General features: G+C 54.8%; 17 protein-coding genes. 5 read left to right on the top strand and 12 right to left on the bottom strand.

The window, feature by feature from the left end; genetic code table 11:
- Positions 1 to 18: 18 nt before the first annotated feature.
- Genes fdhE through fdnG form a run of 4 tightly spaced genes read right to left on the bottom strand, consistent with a single transcriptional unit; the run spans position 19 to position 5542 of the window.
- Positions 19 to 948 (bottom strand): formate dehydrogenase accessory protein FdhE, encoded by a 930-nt coding sequence (fdhE, locus tag CJP72_RS12585; RefSeq protein ID WP_162381582.1) that lies wholly within the window; start codon positions 946 to 948, stop codon positions 19 to 21.
- Positions 945 to 1580 (bottom strand): formate dehydrogenase cytochrome b556 subunit, encoded by a 636-nt coding sequence (gene fdoI, locus CJP72_RS12580; RefSeq protein WP_162381580.1) that lies wholly within the window; start codon positions 1578 to 1580, stop codon positions 945 to 947. The genes fdhE and fdoI overlap by 4 nt, the downstream gene beginning before the upstream one ends.
- Positions 1577 to 2479: a formate dehydrogenase subunit beta gene (gene fdxH / locus CJP72_RS12575; protein ID WP_162381578.1), complete on the bottom strand. Its 903-nt coding sequence runs from the start codon at positions 2477 to 2479 to the stop codon at positions 1577 to 1579. Before fdxH ends, fdoI begins: the two co-directional genes overlap by 4 nt.
- Positions 2480 to 2491: 12 nt before the next feature.
- On the bottom strand, positions 2492 to 5542 hold the full coding sequence (fdnG, locus tag CJP72_RS12570) for a formate dehydrogenase-N subunit alpha (RefSeq protein ID WP_162381576.1): 3051 nt from the start codon (positions 5540 to 5542) through the stop codon (positions 2492 to 2494).
- Positions 5543 to 5733: 191 nt separating this feature from the next.
- Here fdnG and fdhD point away from each other — a divergent pair, with 191 nt between their 5' ends.
- Positions 5734 to 6570 carry a formate dehydrogenase accessory sulfurtransferase FdhD gene (gene fdhD / locus CJP72_RS12565; RefSeq protein WP_162381574.1) on the top strand — a complete coding sequence of 279 codons (837 nt, stop codon included), beginning with the start codon at positions 5734 to 5736 and terminating at the stop codon, positions 6568 to 6570.
- A 129-nt stretch (positions 6571 to 6699) separates the two neighbouring features.
- Entirely contained in the window at positions 6700 to 6912 is a 213-nt protein-coding gene (locus tag CJP72_RS12560; RefSeq protein ID WP_162381572.1) for a DUF1471 domain-containing protein, read from the top strand.
- 43 nt (positions 6913 to 6955) lie between these two features.
- Here CJP72_RS12560 and CJP72_RS12555 read toward each other — a convergent pair whose 3' ends face one another.
- Both CJP72_RS12555 and CJP72_RS12550 read right to left on the bottom strand, forming a co-directional pair.
- Positions 6956 to 7279 (bottom strand): AzlD domain-containing protein, encoded by a 324-nt coding sequence (locus tag CJP72_RS12555; RefSeq protein WP_162381570.1) that lies wholly within the window; start codon positions 7277 to 7279, stop codon positions 6956 to 6958.
- Entirely contained in the window at positions 7279 to 7938 is a 660-nt protein-coding gene (locus tag CJP72_RS12550; protein ID WP_162381568.1) for an AzlC family ABC transporter permease, read from the bottom strand. The genes CJP72_RS12555 and CJP72_RS12550 overlap by 1 nt, the downstream gene beginning before the upstream one ends.
- A 100-nt stretch (positions 7939 to 8038) precedes the next feature.
- On the opposite strand from CJP72_RS12550, the gene CJP72_RS12545 reads away from it, so the two are divergent.
- Positions 8039 to 8587: a helix-turn-helix domain-containing protein gene (locus CJP72_RS12545; protein ID WP_162381566.1), complete on the top strand. Its 549-nt coding sequence runs from the start codon at positions 8039 to 8041 to the stop codon at positions 8585 to 8587.
- Between the two features lie 99 nt (positions 8588 to 8686).
- Here the strand turns inward: CJP72_RS12545 and rhaM are convergent, their stop codons facing one another.
- From rhaM to rhaB, 5 genes are all read right to left on the bottom strand, one after another.
- Entirely contained in the window at positions 8687 to 9001 is a 315-nt protein-coding gene (gene rhaM / locus CJP72_RS12540) for an L-rhamnose mutarotase (protein ID WP_162381564.1), read from the bottom strand.
- The gene (gene fucO / locus CJP72_RS12535; RefSeq protein WP_162381562.1) at positions 8998 to 10146 is read right to left on the bottom strand and encodes a lactaldehyde reductase; all 1149 of its coding nucleotides are present in this window, start codon (positions 10144 to 10146) and stop codon (positions 8998 to 9000) included. Before fucO ends, rhaM begins: the two co-directional genes overlap by 4 nt.
- A gap of 75 nt (positions 10147 to 10221) precedes the next feature.
- Positions 10222 to 11046, bottom strand: a complete 825-nt coding sequence (rhaD, locus tag CJP72_RS12530) for a rhamnulose-1-phosphate aldolase (RefSeq protein WP_162381560.1) — start codon at positions 11044 to 11046, stop codon at positions 10222 to 10224.
- A 143-nt stretch (positions 11047 to 11189) separates the two neighbouring features.
- The gene (rhaA, locus tag CJP72_RS12525; protein WP_162381558.1) at positions 11190 to 12449 is read right to left on the bottom strand and encodes an L-rhamnose isomerase; all 1260 of its coding nucleotides are present in this window, start codon (positions 12447 to 12449) and stop codon (positions 11190 to 11192) included.
- Positions 12446 to 13915 carry a rhamnulokinase gene (gene rhaB, locus CJP72_RS12520; RefSeq protein WP_162381557.1) on the bottom strand — a complete coding sequence of 490 codons (1470 nt, stop codon included), beginning with the start codon at positions 13913 to 13915 and terminating at the stop codon, positions 12446 to 12448. Before rhaB ends, rhaA begins: the two co-directional genes overlap by 4 nt.
- A 303-nt stretch (positions 13916 to 14218) precedes the next feature.
- On the opposite strand from rhaB, the gene rhaS reads away from it, so the two are divergent.
- Together rhaS and rhaR are read left to right on the top strand one after the other, a co-directional pair.
- Positions 14219 to 15055, top strand: a complete 837-nt coding sequence (rhaS, locus tag CJP72_RS12515) for an HTH-type transcriptional activator RhaS (protein ID WP_162381555.1) — start codon at positions 14219 to 14221, stop codon at positions 15053 to 15055.
- Positions 15056 to 15147: 92 nt separating this feature from the next.
- Positions 15148 to 15996 carry an HTH-type transcriptional activator RhaR gene (gene rhaR, locus CJP72_RS12510; RefSeq protein WP_162381554.1) on the top strand — a complete coding sequence of 283 codons (849 nt, stop codon included), beginning with the start codon at positions 15148 to 15150 and terminating at the stop codon, positions 15994 to 15996.
- Here rhaR and CJP72_RS12505 read toward each other — a convergent pair.
- Positions 15993 to 16691: L-rhamnose/proton symporter RhaT (locus tag CJP72_RS12505; RefSeq protein WP_162381552.1), on the bottom strand; the 699-nt coding region annotated here is incomplete at its 5' end. The two genes, rhaR and CJP72_RS12505, sit on opposite strands and share 4 nt — an antisense overlap.

Here is a 16691-nt window from a genome sequence, read left to right as displayed (position 1 = left end):
CCGGTACTGTAAGGGAGCTTACTCCCCCTCTCCTGGGAACAGGAACGGGTTGATAGAACTGCGGGCAAAGCCCTCTTGCTCCATACGTGCGTCCAGAATCAGTGAGGCGAGGTCGTCGGCAACGGCTTCTACTTTCGGGTCTTTTTCCTGATACAGAATCTTCAGGTAAGTGCCGCAGTCACCGCAACTTTCCGCTTTAATCGCTGACTGCTCATTATCAAGAGACCAGTAGTGCAAATCACGGCTCTGTTCGCAGTTGCTGCATTTCACGCGCACCACGTGCCACTCGGTTTCGCACAGGTTGCAGTGCAGGTAACGCAGCCCCTGGGTCGTGCCAATTTGCACAACGCTGGAGACTGGCATTGAGCCGCACACCGGGCAAAATTGGCGTTGCTCGCCATATTCAGCACGGGCTTTCCCCGGAATCAGGCTCGCCATCTGCGCCCAGTAGAGTGACAACGCGGCCCAGATAAACGGCGCTTTATCGCTGCTCACTAACGAGAAGTCAGAGGCAAACAGTGCGCTGGCCATCATTTCCAGTTCCTGAGAGGACGCCTTCTCCAGATTCTCAATCACGGCCAGTGCCGGGCCGCTCATTTCGGGTTTCAGCTCGGCAATCAGTGAAAGCAGGAGTTTCTGCCAGTGTTTATCACGCGGTAAAACGTGAATATCCAGCGGCGGCTTACCTTGCTCATTCGCCTCTTTGATGCGTGCGGTGAGATCTATCTCCAGCGGATGATCGTACAGCACCACTTCCTGGGCATGCGCGATCAGCGCGGCAAAGCGCAGGTAATCGCCCAGTGGGTTATTCTCGGCCAGCTCGCGCAGACGTTCAGCACGGCGGTTATATACATTTTTGAGTCTGGGGAATAACAACGGCGGAATCATATCCGCCGTGCGTTTTTCGCTCGAACCCAGCTCATCTTGCGGGATTATGCGAATACTCATTCAGATGACTTTTCCTGTTTCTGGCGAACTTCACGGTACCAGCGCGGGTGATGTTTCTTCGCCCACGACTTGGTAACCCATCCTTCCACCATCGCGGTAATGGTGCCTTTCACCCAAAGGGCGGCGTAAATATGCACCATGATAACCACAATTAACGCCACTGCGGCAAATGAATGCAGCATTAACGCGAATCGGATCACCGGGATTGAGAAAGCAGGCGCAAAGTACGGCCGCCAGATGATCACACCACTCACCAGCAACAGCACCAGGAAGATAATCGCCGCCCAGAATACGCATTTCTGACCGAAGTTATACCGCCCGGTGTCACCGACTTCCTCGTTGACGACGATCTTACGAATATTCTTCGCCCAAAAGATATCATCCCGATTGATTAGATTGTGGTGCCAGTAGCGGAAAAACATGATGATGAACGAGGCAAACATCACCACGCCCACAAACGGGTGCAGAATTCGCGCCAGTTGTGGAGTGCCCATTACCTGCATCAGCCAGTTGAAGGAGGGGAAGAAGAACCCCAGCCCGCTCACCGCCGCCAGGATGAAGCAGAAGGCGGTGACCCAGTGGTTGATACGTTCCGGCGCGGAGTAGCGCACGATGGTGTCACGTCGTTTCATTTGCGCACCTCGTCATTCTCTTCGTGCAGATTGTCATCTTCCTCTTCCGTACGGTTCGGACCTACGCCAACGTAGTGGAAGATACTGGCTGCAAAGGTCGCGGCAAAGCCGACCGCTGCGAGAGGTTTCCAGATGCCTTTCCAGAACTTCACGGTTGCGCTGATTTCCGGGTTCTCCGGCAGCCCGTGGTACAGATTCGGCTTGTCGGCATGGTGCAGCACGTACATCACGTGCGTACCGCCAACGCCTGCCGGATCGTACAGACCCGCATTGTCGTAGCCACGCGTTTTTAGTTCGGCCACGCGTTCACCCGCCAGCGTTTTCATATCCTCTTTGGTGCCAAAGTGAATCGCACCCGTCGGACATGTTTTCACGCAGGCCGGTTCTTGCCCGACGTTCACACGGTCAACACACAGCGTACATTTGTAGACGCGGTTGTCTTCCGGGTTCAGTCGCGGCACGTTGAACGGGCAGCCAGCAATGCAGTAACCACAGCCGATGCACTGTTCAGACTGAAAGTCGACGATGCCGTTGGCGTACTGAATGATCGCGCCTTCTGCCGGGCACGCCTTCAGGCAGCCCGGATCGGCGCAGTGCATACAGCCGTCTTTGCGGATCAGCCATTCCAGTTTGTCGTCCTGCTCCACTTCCGAGAAGCGCATCACCGTCCAGGATTTGGCGGTTAAATCCGCCGGGTTGTCATACACCCCGACGTTGCTACCGATTTCATCACGAATATCGTTCCACTCAGAACAGGCCACCTGACAGGCTTTGCAGCCGATACAGGTGGTGACGTCAATAAGCTTCGCCACCTCTTCCTGATGGTCCCGCGCCTGAGGCGCGGGGGTGAAACCGTTAGTCGCGGAACGACGGATAATGTCTTGCGATTGATAAGCCATAAGTCGTCTCCGTTACACCTTTTCCACGTTCACCAGGAAGGACTTAAATTCCGGCGTCTGCGTGTTCGCATCACCAACGAACGGCGTCAACGTATTGGCGATAAAGCCTTTTTTCGCCACGCCCTCGTAGCCCCAGTGAATAGGAATACCGATGGTATCGATATCCTTGCCGTTTGCTTTCAGCGTGCGAATACGCTTGGTCACTACCGCCTTGGCTTTGATGTAGCCACGGTTGGAAGAGACCTTCACGGTATCGCCATGGGCGATGCCGAGTTTATTCGCCAGCTTCTCGCCGATCTCCACGAACTGTTCCGGCTGCGCGATAGCGTTAAGCAGCGCATGTTTGGTCCAGTAGTGGAAGTGTTCAGTCAGACGATAGGTGGTCCCGACGTACGGGAATTTATCGGCTTTACCCAGCGCTTCTTTGTCGCCTTTAAAGATACGGGCGGCAGGGTTGGAGATAACGTTCGGGTGCAGCGGGTTAGTGCCCAGCGGCGTTTCAAACGGCTCGTAGTGTTCCGGGAACGGTCCTTCCGCCATCTTATCGATAGCAAACAGGCGGCCCATCCCTTCCGGTTGCATGATAAACGGCCCGACATTGCTGCCCGGTGCGGCGGCGCTGTAGTCCGGAATATCCATCCCGCTCCATTTAGCGCCATCCCATTTCAGGATCTGGCGTTTCGGATCCCACGGGTTGCCCTGCGGGTCAGCGGAAGCACGGTTATACAGAATACGACGGTTGAGCGGCCACGCCCACGCCCAGCCCAGCGTATTGCCGAGGCCTGATGGGTCAGCGTTATCGCGACGCGCCATCTGGTTGCCTTCCGGCGTCCAGCTACCGGCGAAGATCCAGCAACCGCTGGAGGTGGTGCCGTCGTCACGCAATTGTGCGAACGAACTGAGCTGTTGGCCTTTCTTGACGATCACGGCACCGGTTGCCGGGTCGATGATATCGGCCAGCGCCTTACCGTTACTCTCCATCGCCACTTCTTCCGAAGCCGGCTCATGTGGGGTGGAGTAGTTCCAGCTCATGCTCAGCACTTGTTCCGGGTTGGCGCCACCCTGTTCGGCATACATCTTGCGCAGCCGCAGGAAGATACCCGCAAGGATTTCGCCATCAGTGACCGCATCACCCGGGGCATCCGCGCCTTTCCAGTGCCACTGCAGCCAGCGACCGGAGTTCACGATAGAACCGTTCTCTTCGGCAAAGCAGGTAGACGGCAGACGGAACACTTCAGTCTGGATTTTTGACGGATCAACGTCGTTCGACTCACCGTGGTTTTGCCAGAAGGTAGATGTTTCCGTGTTGAGCGGGTCAATCGTCACCAGGAATTTCAGTTTGGAAAGTGACGCCACTACTTTGTTTTTGTTCGGGAATGAAGCTACAGGGTTAAAGCCCTGGCAGATATAGCCGTTGACCTTGCCCTCGCTCATCATCTCGAAATACTGCAGGACGTCGTAACCCTTGTCCCACTTCGGCAACCAGTCAAAGCCCCAGCTGTTTTCCGCTGTCGCTTTATCACCAAAGAAGGCCTTCATCATTGAGACGAAGAATTTCGGGTAGTTGCCCCAGTAGTTCACCTGACCTTCCAGCAGTGGTTTTGGCGTGCTGGCGGCAAGGTAGGTTTGCAGGTCAGTTTGCTTCTCGCTTGGCAGCGTCATGTAGCCCGGCAGACTCTGCGACAGCAGGCCCAGGTCGGTCAGACCCTGAATATTGGAGTGACCACGCAGGGCGTTAACGCCGCCGCCTGCCATCCCCATGTTGCCGAGCAGCAACTGGATCATCGCCATAGTACGGATGTTCTGCGCGCCAACGGAGTGCTGTGTCCAGCCCAGCGCATACAGGAACGAGGCGGTTTTGTCTTTCGCGCTGGTTTCTGCAATGTACTCGCAGACTTTCAGGAAGTCGGCTTTCGGCGTTCCGCAGATGTTTTCTACGACATCTGGCGTGTAGCGGGAGACGTGCTGTTTCAGCAGGTTCCACACGCAGCGTGGGTGTTGCAGGGTGGTATCACGTTTAGCGAAGCCGTTTTCGTCCAGCTCATAGTTCCAGCTGGTTTTGTCGTACTTGCGTTTATCCGCGTCATAGCCGGTAAACAGGCCATCTTCAAAGCCAAAATCTTCACGCACGATCAGGCTGGCGTTGGTATAGGCTTCGGTATATTCGCGGTTGAATTTTTCGTTGTTCAGCAGGTACAGCATGACGCCTGACAAGAAGGCAATGTCAGTACCGGAACGGATTGGCGCATAGAAATCGGCCACCGACGCTGTACGCGTGAAACGAGGATCGATCACAATCAGCTTCGCGCCGTTGTGAATTTTGGCTTCCATCGCCCAGCGGAACCCTACAGGGTGAGCTTCAGCGGCGTTGCCGCCCATCACCACGATCAGGTTGGCGTTCTTGATGTCGACCCAGTGGTTGGTCATCGCACCGCGACCAAATGTTGGAGCAAGACTTGCTACCGTTGGTCCGTGTCAGACGCGTGCCTGGTTGTCGACCGCGAGCATACCCAGCGCGCGGGAGAATTTTTGTGTTAAATAGCCGGTTTCATTACTGGAAGCGGATGCACACAGCATCCCGGTGGAGAGCCAGCGGTTAACGGTGACGCCTTCGGCGTTTTGTGCAACGTAGTTGGCGTCGCGGTCTTCTTTCATCAGTTTGGCGATGCGGTCAAATGCCTCATCCCAACTGATTTGTTGCCACTTATCAGAGCCTGGCGCGCGGTATTCCGGGAACTTCAGGCGGCTTTCCGAGTGAATGAAGTCCACCAGGCCAGCCCCTTTCGGGCAGAGAGCACCGCGGTTTACCGGATGGTCCGGATCGCCTTCGATGTGGAAGATAGATGCTTTGGCGTTTTTAGCTCCATCGCCGAGACTGTACATTAACAGTCCACAGCCGACGGAACAGTAAGTGCAGGTGTTACGGGTTTCACGGGTGCGCAGCAGTTTATATTGCCGTGTTTCCGCGAGCGCTACGCCGGGCGCAAAGCCCAGTGCCGCTGCCGTGGTGCCTGCCATACCGCCAGCGCAGATCTTAAAGAACTGCCTTCTGCTGACCTGCATGGTTTGCTCCTTGTTTCGACATTGTCACTTCCCTTTTACATTTGTATCCAGATGCGCGGGGAGTGGTTGTTATTTTTCTTTACGGATATGCCCGTAAAGGTCCAGAATTGGGATAATTTCCCTCCATCCAGGAGGGGTTTGTAAAGAATACCACAATGTTGGTATGCGTGTTCTTATACGGTTAAAAGAAAGTGAATAAGATACATCCCGAAGAGATCAAAAGTGTGACAAGTGTCGCAGGGTGTCGCCAGGTGGCCCTATGGAAACGTGAGGATTTACAACATCCTCAGCCGGATGAGGTCGCTGAAGAAGTGCCCGTTGCGTTGGTATACAACGGGATTTCTCACGTCGTTATGATGGCTTCACCAAAAGATCTTGAGCACTTTGCGATGGGCTTTTCACTTTCTGAAGGCATTATCGACCACCCGCGCGATATTTATGGGATGGAGGTTGTGCCTTCCTGTAACGGTCTTGAAGTCCAGGTTGAACTCTCCAGCCGTCGCTTCATGGGGCTTAAAGAGCGACGCCGGGCGTTAGCCGGAAGAACCGGTTGCGGGGTTTGTGGCGTTGAGCAACTCAACGATATCGGTAAACCCGTTCAACCTCTGCCATTTACCCAGACGTTTGATCTTGCAAACCTTGATCATGCCCTCAGGCATCTGAGCGATTTTCAGCCAATTGGGCAACTCACGGGTTGTACTCACGCCGCGGCATGGGTTCTGCCCTCTGGTCATCTGGCAGGAGGGCATGAGGATGTGGGGCGCCACGTTGCACTTGATAAACTGCTGGGCCGGCGTGGCAGGGAAGATGATACCTGGCGAAGCGGGGCCGCGCTGGTTTCCAGCCGCGCCAGCTATGAGATGGTGCAGAAATCAGCGATGTGCGGCGTCGAGATCCTGTTCGCCGTTTCCGCCGCCACCACGCTTGCGATTGACGTCGCCGAACGCTGTAATCTGACGCTGGTGGGGTTTTGCAAACCGGGCAGAGCGACGATTTATACCCATCCGCAGCGATTGATTGTGGTGTAAAATAACAATCAATTAATTTGAATAACTTTGGCAAATCCTTCCGCTTTTAGTTGTGTGATGTGACGGCTAATATTTATCACATCAAGGCATGCTGCCTTATCCTGACAACTAAATTAAAAGGGTTACATCATGAAAAGCATCAAAACTTTTGTCGCAGTTATCGCTCTCGCTACCTCTTTCGGTTCTTTCGCTGCTCAGTCGATTACCGCGACAGGCCCGACGCTGGAAAGCGCTGAAGCGAAAATTGCCGCTCAGGCTGAACAAGCGGGTGCCAGCGCCTACAAAATCACCCAGGCTTACACTGGTAACCACGTGCATATGACTGCCGAACTGTTGAAATAAGCCGCCCAGTCAACTATCGAAATAGCGCCTCTGAGGCGCTTTTTTAGTTTATGCCCGCCAGTCTCAGCAATGCAGTGACCACGGCTGCCGCAATAATCACGACAATCAATGGCATTTTGCGCCAGGCTAAAAATACGGCAAAGGCGACGCCCAACACGCGCGCCATTCCGGCAAAATGATCGCTTTCATAAAAGGTGGTCGCCAGCGCCACAGAAAACAGCAAGACGGTGGCCGCGTCGGAGAGTAATGCCTGGGAACGCTCAGAAAGGGCTAAGCGACTTCCGAGTTTTGCCCCGCCAAGTCGCATCAGATAGGTGCCTGCCGACAGGATGGCGATGCCAATGATAAACAGCGTCATGTTGCCCATTATTTTTTCCTCGTCAGTAAGCCAAGCAGGGAAAGCAGTACAGGCAGTCCCACGGGAGCAAAAGGAACGGCGGCGAGCGAGAGTGTCGCCCCGCTACAGGCGCGGATCAGCGTGGTTCGATTCCTGAATGCCGGGATCACCAGTGCCAATAAAATGGCCGGGAATACGGCATCCAGACCGATGGTTTCCGGATCGGGTAGCATTTTGCCAACCACTGCGCCAAGCAGTGTGCCCAGCGGCCATAAAATAGCTACACCTGCACCGCACAGCCAATAGGCGGCTTTACGTTGTTCAGCGGTTTTTTGCGACAGGCCAAAGACCACGCTTTCATCGTTCATAATATGGCAACCGAGAAAGCTGGCTGCGCGCGTGCCCACCAGATCGCGGACCGTAACGCCAAACGGGATGTGTCGCGCATTGACCAGTAAACCGGCTGCCGCAGCAGCCAGCGGGTTACCCCCACTGGCGATGATCCCAATGAACATAAATTCGGATGCGCCAGCCAGTACGGTGATGGAGAGCACAAACGGTACCCAGAGAGGGAAACCATAGGCCATCGCCAGTGAGCCGTAGGACATGCCGACAACCCCCACGGCCAGACAGACTAAAAATATCGCTTTGATCGTGTCTCCTTTGAGACAAGAGAGAAAGTGCTTCATGTTATTTAGCCATATCGAACGAATTTCCATTATAATGAACGCAACAGATTTGCATTACAAGACGAACGATTCGTTCGATATAAAAAACATGGAGTCGTGTATGACACAACCCATCAGCGTGATTGCCAAAAGCCTGGTGCGTGAGCGTCAACGTACAGGTTTGTCGCTGGCAGAAATCGCCCGGCGGGCAGGGATTGCCAAATCCACGCTTTCGCAACTGGAGGCGGGGAATGGTAATCCTAGCCTGGAAACACTCTGGTCGCTCTGCGTTGCGCTGGATATTCCTTTTGCACGCTTACTTGAACCCCAGGTACAAAAAACGCAGGTGATTCGTTGCGGTGAAGGCACCAAAGTAGTGGCTGAGCAGGCTCATTATCAGGCGATTTTGCTGGCAGCTTGCCCACCCGGCGCACGGCGTGACATCTATCTGCTGTTGACGCAACCTGGGGCGGATCGCATTTCGCACCCACATTCGCCGGGGTCGATTGAACACATTATTGTGACGAAGGGAAAAGCGCTGGTCGGTCTGACGGAAGCGCCAGAAGAGTTAAACGAAGGCGATTATATTTGTTACCCCGCCGATCAGGAGCATATCTTCAAAGCGCTGGAGACGGATACGCAGGCTATTCTGGTGGCTGAGCAAAATTAATTGAACGCTGCGTAATGCCGGATGGCGGCGCATAAGCGCTTTATTCGGTCTGCTGACCTGTTATTTGCCCGGTAAGCTTGCGCCACCGGGCAATGATGTTCACTCCAGATAAAACACGTCTTTTAACTCTGTGCTCAACGGGCTGTTGTCCGGGTGAGTCGGCATGACTTCACGCATATGTTTCCACCAACGCTGGCAGACGTCGGTACTGGCAACCGCGTTCCAGCGTTCCTCAGACTCAATCTCGACGGTCGCGAACAGCAGGTTGCGTTCTTTATCGAGATAAATCGCGTAGTGGTGCGCGCCGTGTGCTTTCAGCACTGCTTCCAGTTCCGGCCAGATGGGGTTATGCCTGCGTTGATACTCATCGTGCGTGTCGGCATACACCTGCATTACAAAAGCCTTACGGATCATAATGCCTCCAGATACAGCTCGCGGACGTCGTCACGGCTGGCGGTACGCGGGTTACACGGCGCGCACGGATCGGCCATCGCTTTGTCCAGCCAGCCTTCGATATCCTCTTTGGTTACGCCAAGCTGACTGAAACCTGCCGGAATGCCCACACGTTTGCTCAATGCGCGAATCGCGTTGATCGCTTCCATACTTGCTGCTTCGTCGCTCATTCCGCGGGTATCGACACCCATCGCCTGCGCCACGCGAGCAAAACGCGCAATAGCATTTGGACGGTTAAAGTTCTCAATGATTGGCAGCAGGATGGCGTTGCAGACGCCGTGCGGCAGGTTGTGGGTGGCGCCAGGTTGGTGTGCCAGCGCGTGAACCAGACCAAGACCGGCACTGTTGAACGCCATACCCGCCAGATACTGGCCAAACGCCATTTGCTCACGCGCTTCGAGGTTATGACCCTCGTCTACCGCTTTTGGTAGCCACAGGGCGATCAGGCGAATCGCTTCCAGCGCGTTGGCGTCGGTGAGCGGGTGCGCGCCAATGGAAACATACGCTTCGATTGCGTGCGTCAGCGCATCCATACCGGTCGCGGCCGTGACAGATGCCGGGATTTCCAGCATGACGCTGGCGTCATCGACGGCAATGTCAGGAATGATGTTTGAGTCGATGATGACCTCTTTGACCTGGCGCGCAGAATCAATGATCACGGCGTTACTGGTCATTTCCGCTGCGGTACCGGCAGTGGTATTAATTGCGACCAGCGGGACGCCTGCGTTTTTGACTTTTCCGATGCCGGAATATGCGGTTGAGGGGCCAGGGTTCGCCGTCAGGATTTTCACTGCTTTGGCGGTATCGATTGGGCTGCCGCCGCCGAAAGCGATAATGTACTCGCACGCAGCGTCCTGATAGGCTGCAAACCCTTTTTGTACCAGCTCTTCGGTTGGGTTTGGGAACACCTCATCGAACAGATGGTAAGACATTTGATGCGCATCCAGCGCGGCAAACAGGCTATCCAGCAGACCCAGCTTGACCAGTTGACCATCGGTGACGATAAGCGCTTTACCCCATTGCTTATTCGCCACGAGGTTAACCATATCGCCAATTGCCCCTGCGCCATGCAGACTGATTTTCGGAAGTGCCAACATAAAGCTCATGATTACTCTCCTTAAATTATCGCTATATGTCCGGCGGCAGTGTCTCCGTGTCGCCGGGTGCGGGCGGTGCTGCTGTTACAGCGCCAGGGCGCTGGCCAACGGGGTCACGCCAAAACGTTTACCGAGCGCAATCAGCTCTTCACGCGTGATCGTTTGTTTCATACCACCCATCGAATAGATTTTGACTAAAACTTCAGCAGATTTCTCAGCGGTATCTATCAAACCGAACGCTTCATCCAGCGTTGGGCCACTGCCGAATACGCCGTGGAACGGCCACAGAACCAGTGAGTGTTTTTGCATTTCCTGCGCGGTGGCCTGGCCGATTTCATCAGTACCTGGCACCATCCACGGCAGGATGCCGACGCCATCCGGGAAGACCACCAGGCATTCGGTACTGCCTTCCCACAGTTGGCGGGTAATGACGTCGGTACGGTTTTCCAGCACGTAGGTCAGGGCGATCAGGTTGGTGGCGTGGCAGTGCATGATCACGCGGTCTTTGCCACCGGTGGCCTTGATGCGCTCACAGTGGGAAAGGAAGTGCGCCGGCAGTTCGGAAGTCGGCATCGCTTCGTGGGTCAAACCCCACAGGATGTGATAGCCCGCACCGTCGCTGTCGACTTTCACCACGCCGATGTTTGCCGCAGGGTCGAGCTGAACGTTGCGGAAGAATTTACCGGAACCGGTCACGATAAACGGGGTATTCGCCAGTAACGGCATCGGCTGACTCAGCGCGATATAGCGCGGTTCTGCGTGGAAATCGCCAGTAAATGGCGCAATATCCGCATCGTCCAGGCGCAGGGTCAGGTTGCCGCCGTTGCGCTCATCCCAGCCTTTCAGCCAGGCGTCAGAGGTGGCTTTGATCATTCCCTGGACGAACCAGGAATTCATAATGTTCTGCATGTTCGGTGTTCCTGTTTGTGGCCCGAACGCTGTCGGGTCTTACGTAGGCCGGATAAGCGCAGCGCCATCCGGCATTCGTGTTTTATTTATTGCCGGATGGCGACGCGATGCGTCTTATCCGGCCTACAGACCAATTGCGCCAGTTAGCCGCGTTTGCTCAGAATGTCTTTTTCGTACGCGCGCACGTTCTCCAGCCACTGGCTGCCCGCAGGCGTATCATGACGCTGGCAATACATCTCCCATACCGCCTGCCACGGCAGGGATTTCTGCTCTTCCAACAGCGCCAGACGCGCGGTGTAATCACCTTCTGCTTCCAGCTTACGCAGCTCGGCAGTCGGCTCCAGCAGCGCGCGCAGCAGCGCTTTCTTCATGTTGCGGGTACCGATAACCCATGCGGCAATACGGTTGATAGACGCATCGAAGAAGTCGAGGCCAATGTGCACGCGATCGAACAGATCGTTGCGCACAATCTCGCTGGCAATTGCTTGTGTTTCATCGTCCAGCAGCACCACGTGGTCGCTGTCCCAGCGCACCGGGCGGCTCACGTGCAGCAGCAGACGCGGTACATACAGCATGGCGGAGGAGATTTTGTCGGAAATCACTTCTGTCGGATGGAAGTGGCCCGCATCCAGGCACAGCGCGGTCTGACGGCTGGCGGCGTAGCCCATGTAAAACTCATTGGAGCCTACGGTGTAGCTTTCTGCACCAATACCGAACAGCTTGCTCTCTACGGCGTCAATGTGGTGCGCCGGGTCCAGTTTTTCACTGATCACGTCATCCAGGGCTTCCATCAGACGCTTGCGCGGCGCTAAACGGTCAACGGTGATATCTTTCATGCCATCCGGGATCCAGATGTTCATTACCGACGGAGTGCCCAGTTGCTCACCGAAATACGCCGAGATGCGACGGCTGGCTTTGCAGTGATCGATCCAGAACTGGCGAATTTTCGCGTCCGGGTGGGAAAGGGTGAAACCGTCAGCGCTCAGCGGATGAGAGAAGCAGGACGGGTTAAAATCGAGACCCAGTTGGTTAGCTTTCGCCCATTCCACCCAGTTTTGGAAGTGTTCTGGTTTGATCTGGTCGCGGGAGACCGGCGTGTCGGATTCCAGATAGATCGCATGCAAATTCAGGCGTTTTGGCCCTGGGATCAGGCTCAGCGCCTGCTCCAGGTCGGCACGTAATTCGGTCGCGTTACGCGCTTTGCCCGGATAGTTACCCGTCGCCTGAATACCGCCAGTCAGGTTGCCTTCCGGGTTTTCAAAACCGGCGACGTCATCGCCCTGCCAGCAGTGCATTGATACCGGCAGACGATCGAGCTGACGCAGGGTCTCTTCGACGTCGATGCCAATGGCGGAATAACGCTGTTTCGCCAGTTCCCAGGCTTGTTCAAGTTGAGTAGTCATGCGCAAAGCTCCTTTGTCTGTCGTGTGGATTGAAACTGCGCAACATGGCGGGCAATTTCGCTATCAGGATGAGGAATAAAGGTTGTCAGGTCGTAGTTGGTTCTCACCACCTGACGGAAATCATCAACGTTGGTCAGTTCGTCCAGCGTCATGAGCTGGATACCGATGTTGCCGAGCGTAGATGCCTCTATGGGACCCGCCATCACACGGATACCACAGGCGTCGGCACACAGCTGGTTCAGCAGCGCATTCTGGCAACCGCCACCGACGATATGCAGGTCGGTAAAGGCTTCACCGCGAAGCTCGGCCAGTTCCTGCAAGACGCGGGCGTACAACAACGCCAGACTGTCGAAAATGCAGCGCGCCAGTTCAGCATCTTGCGTGGGGATGGGTTGACCGGTTTCACGGCAGGCGGCCTGAATTTCCGCGCACATATCGGCAGGGTTAATAAAGCGATCGTCATTGGGATTAATCACGAAACGACAAGCGGGCAACGCCTGCGTCTGCTTGATCAGCGCAGGCAGGTCAGCAATCTGCCGTTCTTTCAGGACGCGCTGTAGCAGCCACAGTCCCATGATATTTTTCAGCACGCGGTAGCGCCCTTCCGCGCCACCTTCGTTGGTAATATTGGCGCTTAACGCGGCGTCATTGGTATAGGGGGTTCTGCTCTCGAAGCCCATCAGCGACCAGGTACCGGAAGAGAGGTAAGCGCTGTTTTTCTCGGCCAGCGGGGAGGCAATCACCGCGCTGGCGGTATCGTGGCTGGCAACGGCAACGACCGGGATCTGATTACCCTGCGGGCAAATCCAGTGACCGATGACATTGCCCGGATGCGTTGGTGTGCCAAACCAGGCGGGATCCGCTCCGGTCCATGCCAGCAGCGTGTCATCCCAGTCGTCGTTATGAATATTGACGAGCTGCGTGGTAGTGGCGTTGGTGTATTCCCAGTTCATTTTGCCCGTCAAACAATAGGCAAAGTAATCAGGAATCAGCAGGGCATGTGCCACCTGGGGGATCAGTTCTGGTTGCTGTTCAACCAGTGCGCGTAACTGATATAGCGTGTTAAACGGCAAAAACTGAATACCGCTGCGGCGATAGATGTCATCTTTTCCGAGTTGCGCCTGCGCCTGTTGCATCACGCCGGTGGTGCGGCTGTCACGGTAGGAGACGGGCAGACCGACGCGCTGACCATTTTTATCCAGCAGGACATAGTCCACGCCCCAGGTATCAATCCCGATGCTGTCAATACGGATGCCTTCATCGCAGACCTTCTCCAGCCCGAGACGAATGGCCCCTTCCAGACTGTCGATATCCCAGGCGTCGAAGCCGTCTGTTTTTTGCAGGCAATTCACGAAACGGTGGATTTCACGCAATGTCAGGGTGCGGTGTTCACTGTCGTAACACGCCAGCATAACGCGTCCACTGGATGCGCCGAGATCGACAGCGACACAATGGCGAAAAGTCATAATGAGGTCCTTCCAGGAGTGATGGCAATGAGTCTAAGAACCCCTGAGAAAAGGTACCTTCTTGCTACTGACAGCCAAAATTGGCCGCTGGCAAGAAAGCAAAGATGAACGTGATGACGTTCACAGTTTCCAATAATGAACCTGTTTTTACCTGATGTGACGGCGTCCGCATTTAGTGAACTTTCCTGCTCTGTCTTGAAAAAATGACCGGATATGCGCGCTTTCATGTCAAAACTTTAAGGTGAGGTGGCGGCCCCTTAATTACTATTTCAGTCATGTTCCACTCCTTGTCAGGAAGCCATCATGACCCTATTGCGCAGCGTGGATTTTTTTCCGTCAGGTAAAGCCCCCATCGCCATTGAACCCCGGCTTCCTCAGTCTGCTTTCCCTGAACACCATCATGATTTTCATGAAATAGTGATTGTTGAACACGGCACGGGAATTCATGTTTTCAACGGACAGCCGTATACCATCAGCGGTGGCACCGTCTGTTTTGTTCGCGATCATGACCGACACATGTATGAACATACTGACAACCTGTGTCTGACCAACGTGCTCTATCGTTCGCCGGATGCGTTCCAGTTTCTGGCAGGGCTGAACCAACTTTTGCCTCAGGAGCAGGATGGGCTGTACCCGTCCCACTGGCGGGTAAACCAGAGCGTGTTACAGCAAGTGCGCCAGCTGGTTGCTTCACTGGAGCAACCCGATGAAGAGATGGATACGCCAGCGGTCGCTAATCGCGAAATCGTGTTTATGCAGTTGCTGGTATTGCTCCGCAGAAGTAGCCTGATGGAAGGGTCGGCGGATAATGATGCGCGACTGAATCATCTGATGGCCTGGCTGGAAGATCACTTTGCTGAAGAAGTCTGCTGGGAAGCCGTGGCCGATCGGTTTTCGCTCTCATTACGCACATTGCACCGTCAGTTGAAACAACAAACCGGGCTGACGCCACAGCGCTATTTGAACCGGCTGCGTTTAATTAAAGCGCGTCATCTGCTACGCCATAGCGATGACAGTGTTACAGATATCGCCTATCGCTGCGGTTTTGGCGATAGTAACCACTTTTCGACGCTGTTTCGCCGCGAGTTTGACTGGTCGCCGCGTGATATCCGCCAGGGGCGTGACGCATTGCTGCAGTAACGCAGATGCCACGTGAAGTATGACGGGTATATCAACGTTTTTTGCCACCGCTTGACGCATAATATTATGCTGTTATTGGTTGAGGTGATGTGGTGGCAAATCAGCTCGTTCTTCATAAAACCGACTTTTTTGCAGGCGACGCGCAGGCTGTTGCTGTTGCCGATCGCTATCCGCAAAATGTATTTGCGGAACATACCCATGAGTTTTGTGAACTGGTGCTGGTCTGGCGTGGCAACGGTTTGCATGTACTCAATGAACGGCCGTATCGCGTTACACGCGGCGACCTGTTCTACATTCGCGCCGAAGATAAACACTCCTACACATCTGTTAACGATCTGGTATTGCAGAACATCATCTATTGCCCGGAGCGGCTGAAGCTGAATCTGCGGTGGGAAGAGGCGATACCTGGATTTAACGGCACTCAATGGCAGCCGCACTGGCGTCTGACCAGCGCAGGTATGACCCAGGCGCGGCAGGTTATCAGTCAACTTGAGCATGAAAGCCAGCAGAACGATCCATTGGCTAATGGTATGGCGGAGTTGCTGTTTGGACAACTGGTGATGATCCTGAAGCGCCATCGCTATGCCACGGATAATCTGCCTGCTACTTCAAGTGAAACGCTGTTGGATAAACTGATTACTGCGCTGGCGGGCAGTCTGGAGCGTCCGTTTTCGCTGGATGAATTTTGCGTTCGGGAAGTGTGCAGTGAACGCGTGTTGCGCCAGCAGTTTCGCTCCCAAACCGGCATGACCGTCAACCAGTATTTGCGCCAGATACGCGTCTGCCACGCGCAATATTTACTCCAGCATAGTCGCCTGATGGTTGGTGAGATTTCGATGCAATGTGGGTTTGAGGACAGTAACTATTTTTCAGTGGTGTTCACGCGGGAAACCGGGATGACGCCAAGCCAGTGGCGTCATCTCAGCCATCAAAGCGGTTAACTCGCCATTCCCATTCCAACAATATTGGCAGCGATGATAATTACCACGCAGCCCAGGCTCAGCACACCTACAGGATGTCGACCCGCGTTTTTCCACTCTTTCAATACCAGCCCGACAATACCGCCGCACAGGACGTAGAAACTCATGTGCAGCATCCAACTGATGTAGTCATACTGCGCCGGAATGCGTGCGTGACCCCAGGCGTAGAAGAAGAACTGTAAATACCACATCAGACCGGCCAGCGCTGACATCAACACATTGTTGATGATCAGGGGTTTTGCCAGCGAGAAATCGGCTTTTATCGACAGATCTTTGACTTTTGCCAGACGAACGAAGCAGAAGCCCAGGTTGATCAGCGCGCCACCCCCCATGATTACCACGTAGCTGGGCAGGGCGACATACAGCGGGTCCACGCCGAGGGCGGCAGCGGCTTCATGCATCGGTTTGGCGGCATTCATTGCAAAGGACATGCCGGCAGAGAAGATCCCGCACATGACTGCCAGCAGCAGACCTTTTTTCAGGTTGAACTCTTCGGCCTTAATGCCCATTCGACGCTCTTTCAACTGCCCGGCACGAGTCACAATCCCCACGCCGATGAGCGCCACTAACACGCCAAGCAGCGTCATGCGCCCGCCTTCCGTGTTGATCAGAACATCGAATTGACCGTTGATAATGGGCGTCATCAACGTACCGAC

Source organism: Citrobacter sp. NCU1, assembly GCF_010231475.1.
GTDB lineage: Bacteria > Pseudomonadota > Gammaproteobacteria > Enterobacterales > Enterobacteriaceae > Citrobacter_D.
This window is presented reverse-complemented; position numbering and strand designations above follow the sequence as displayed.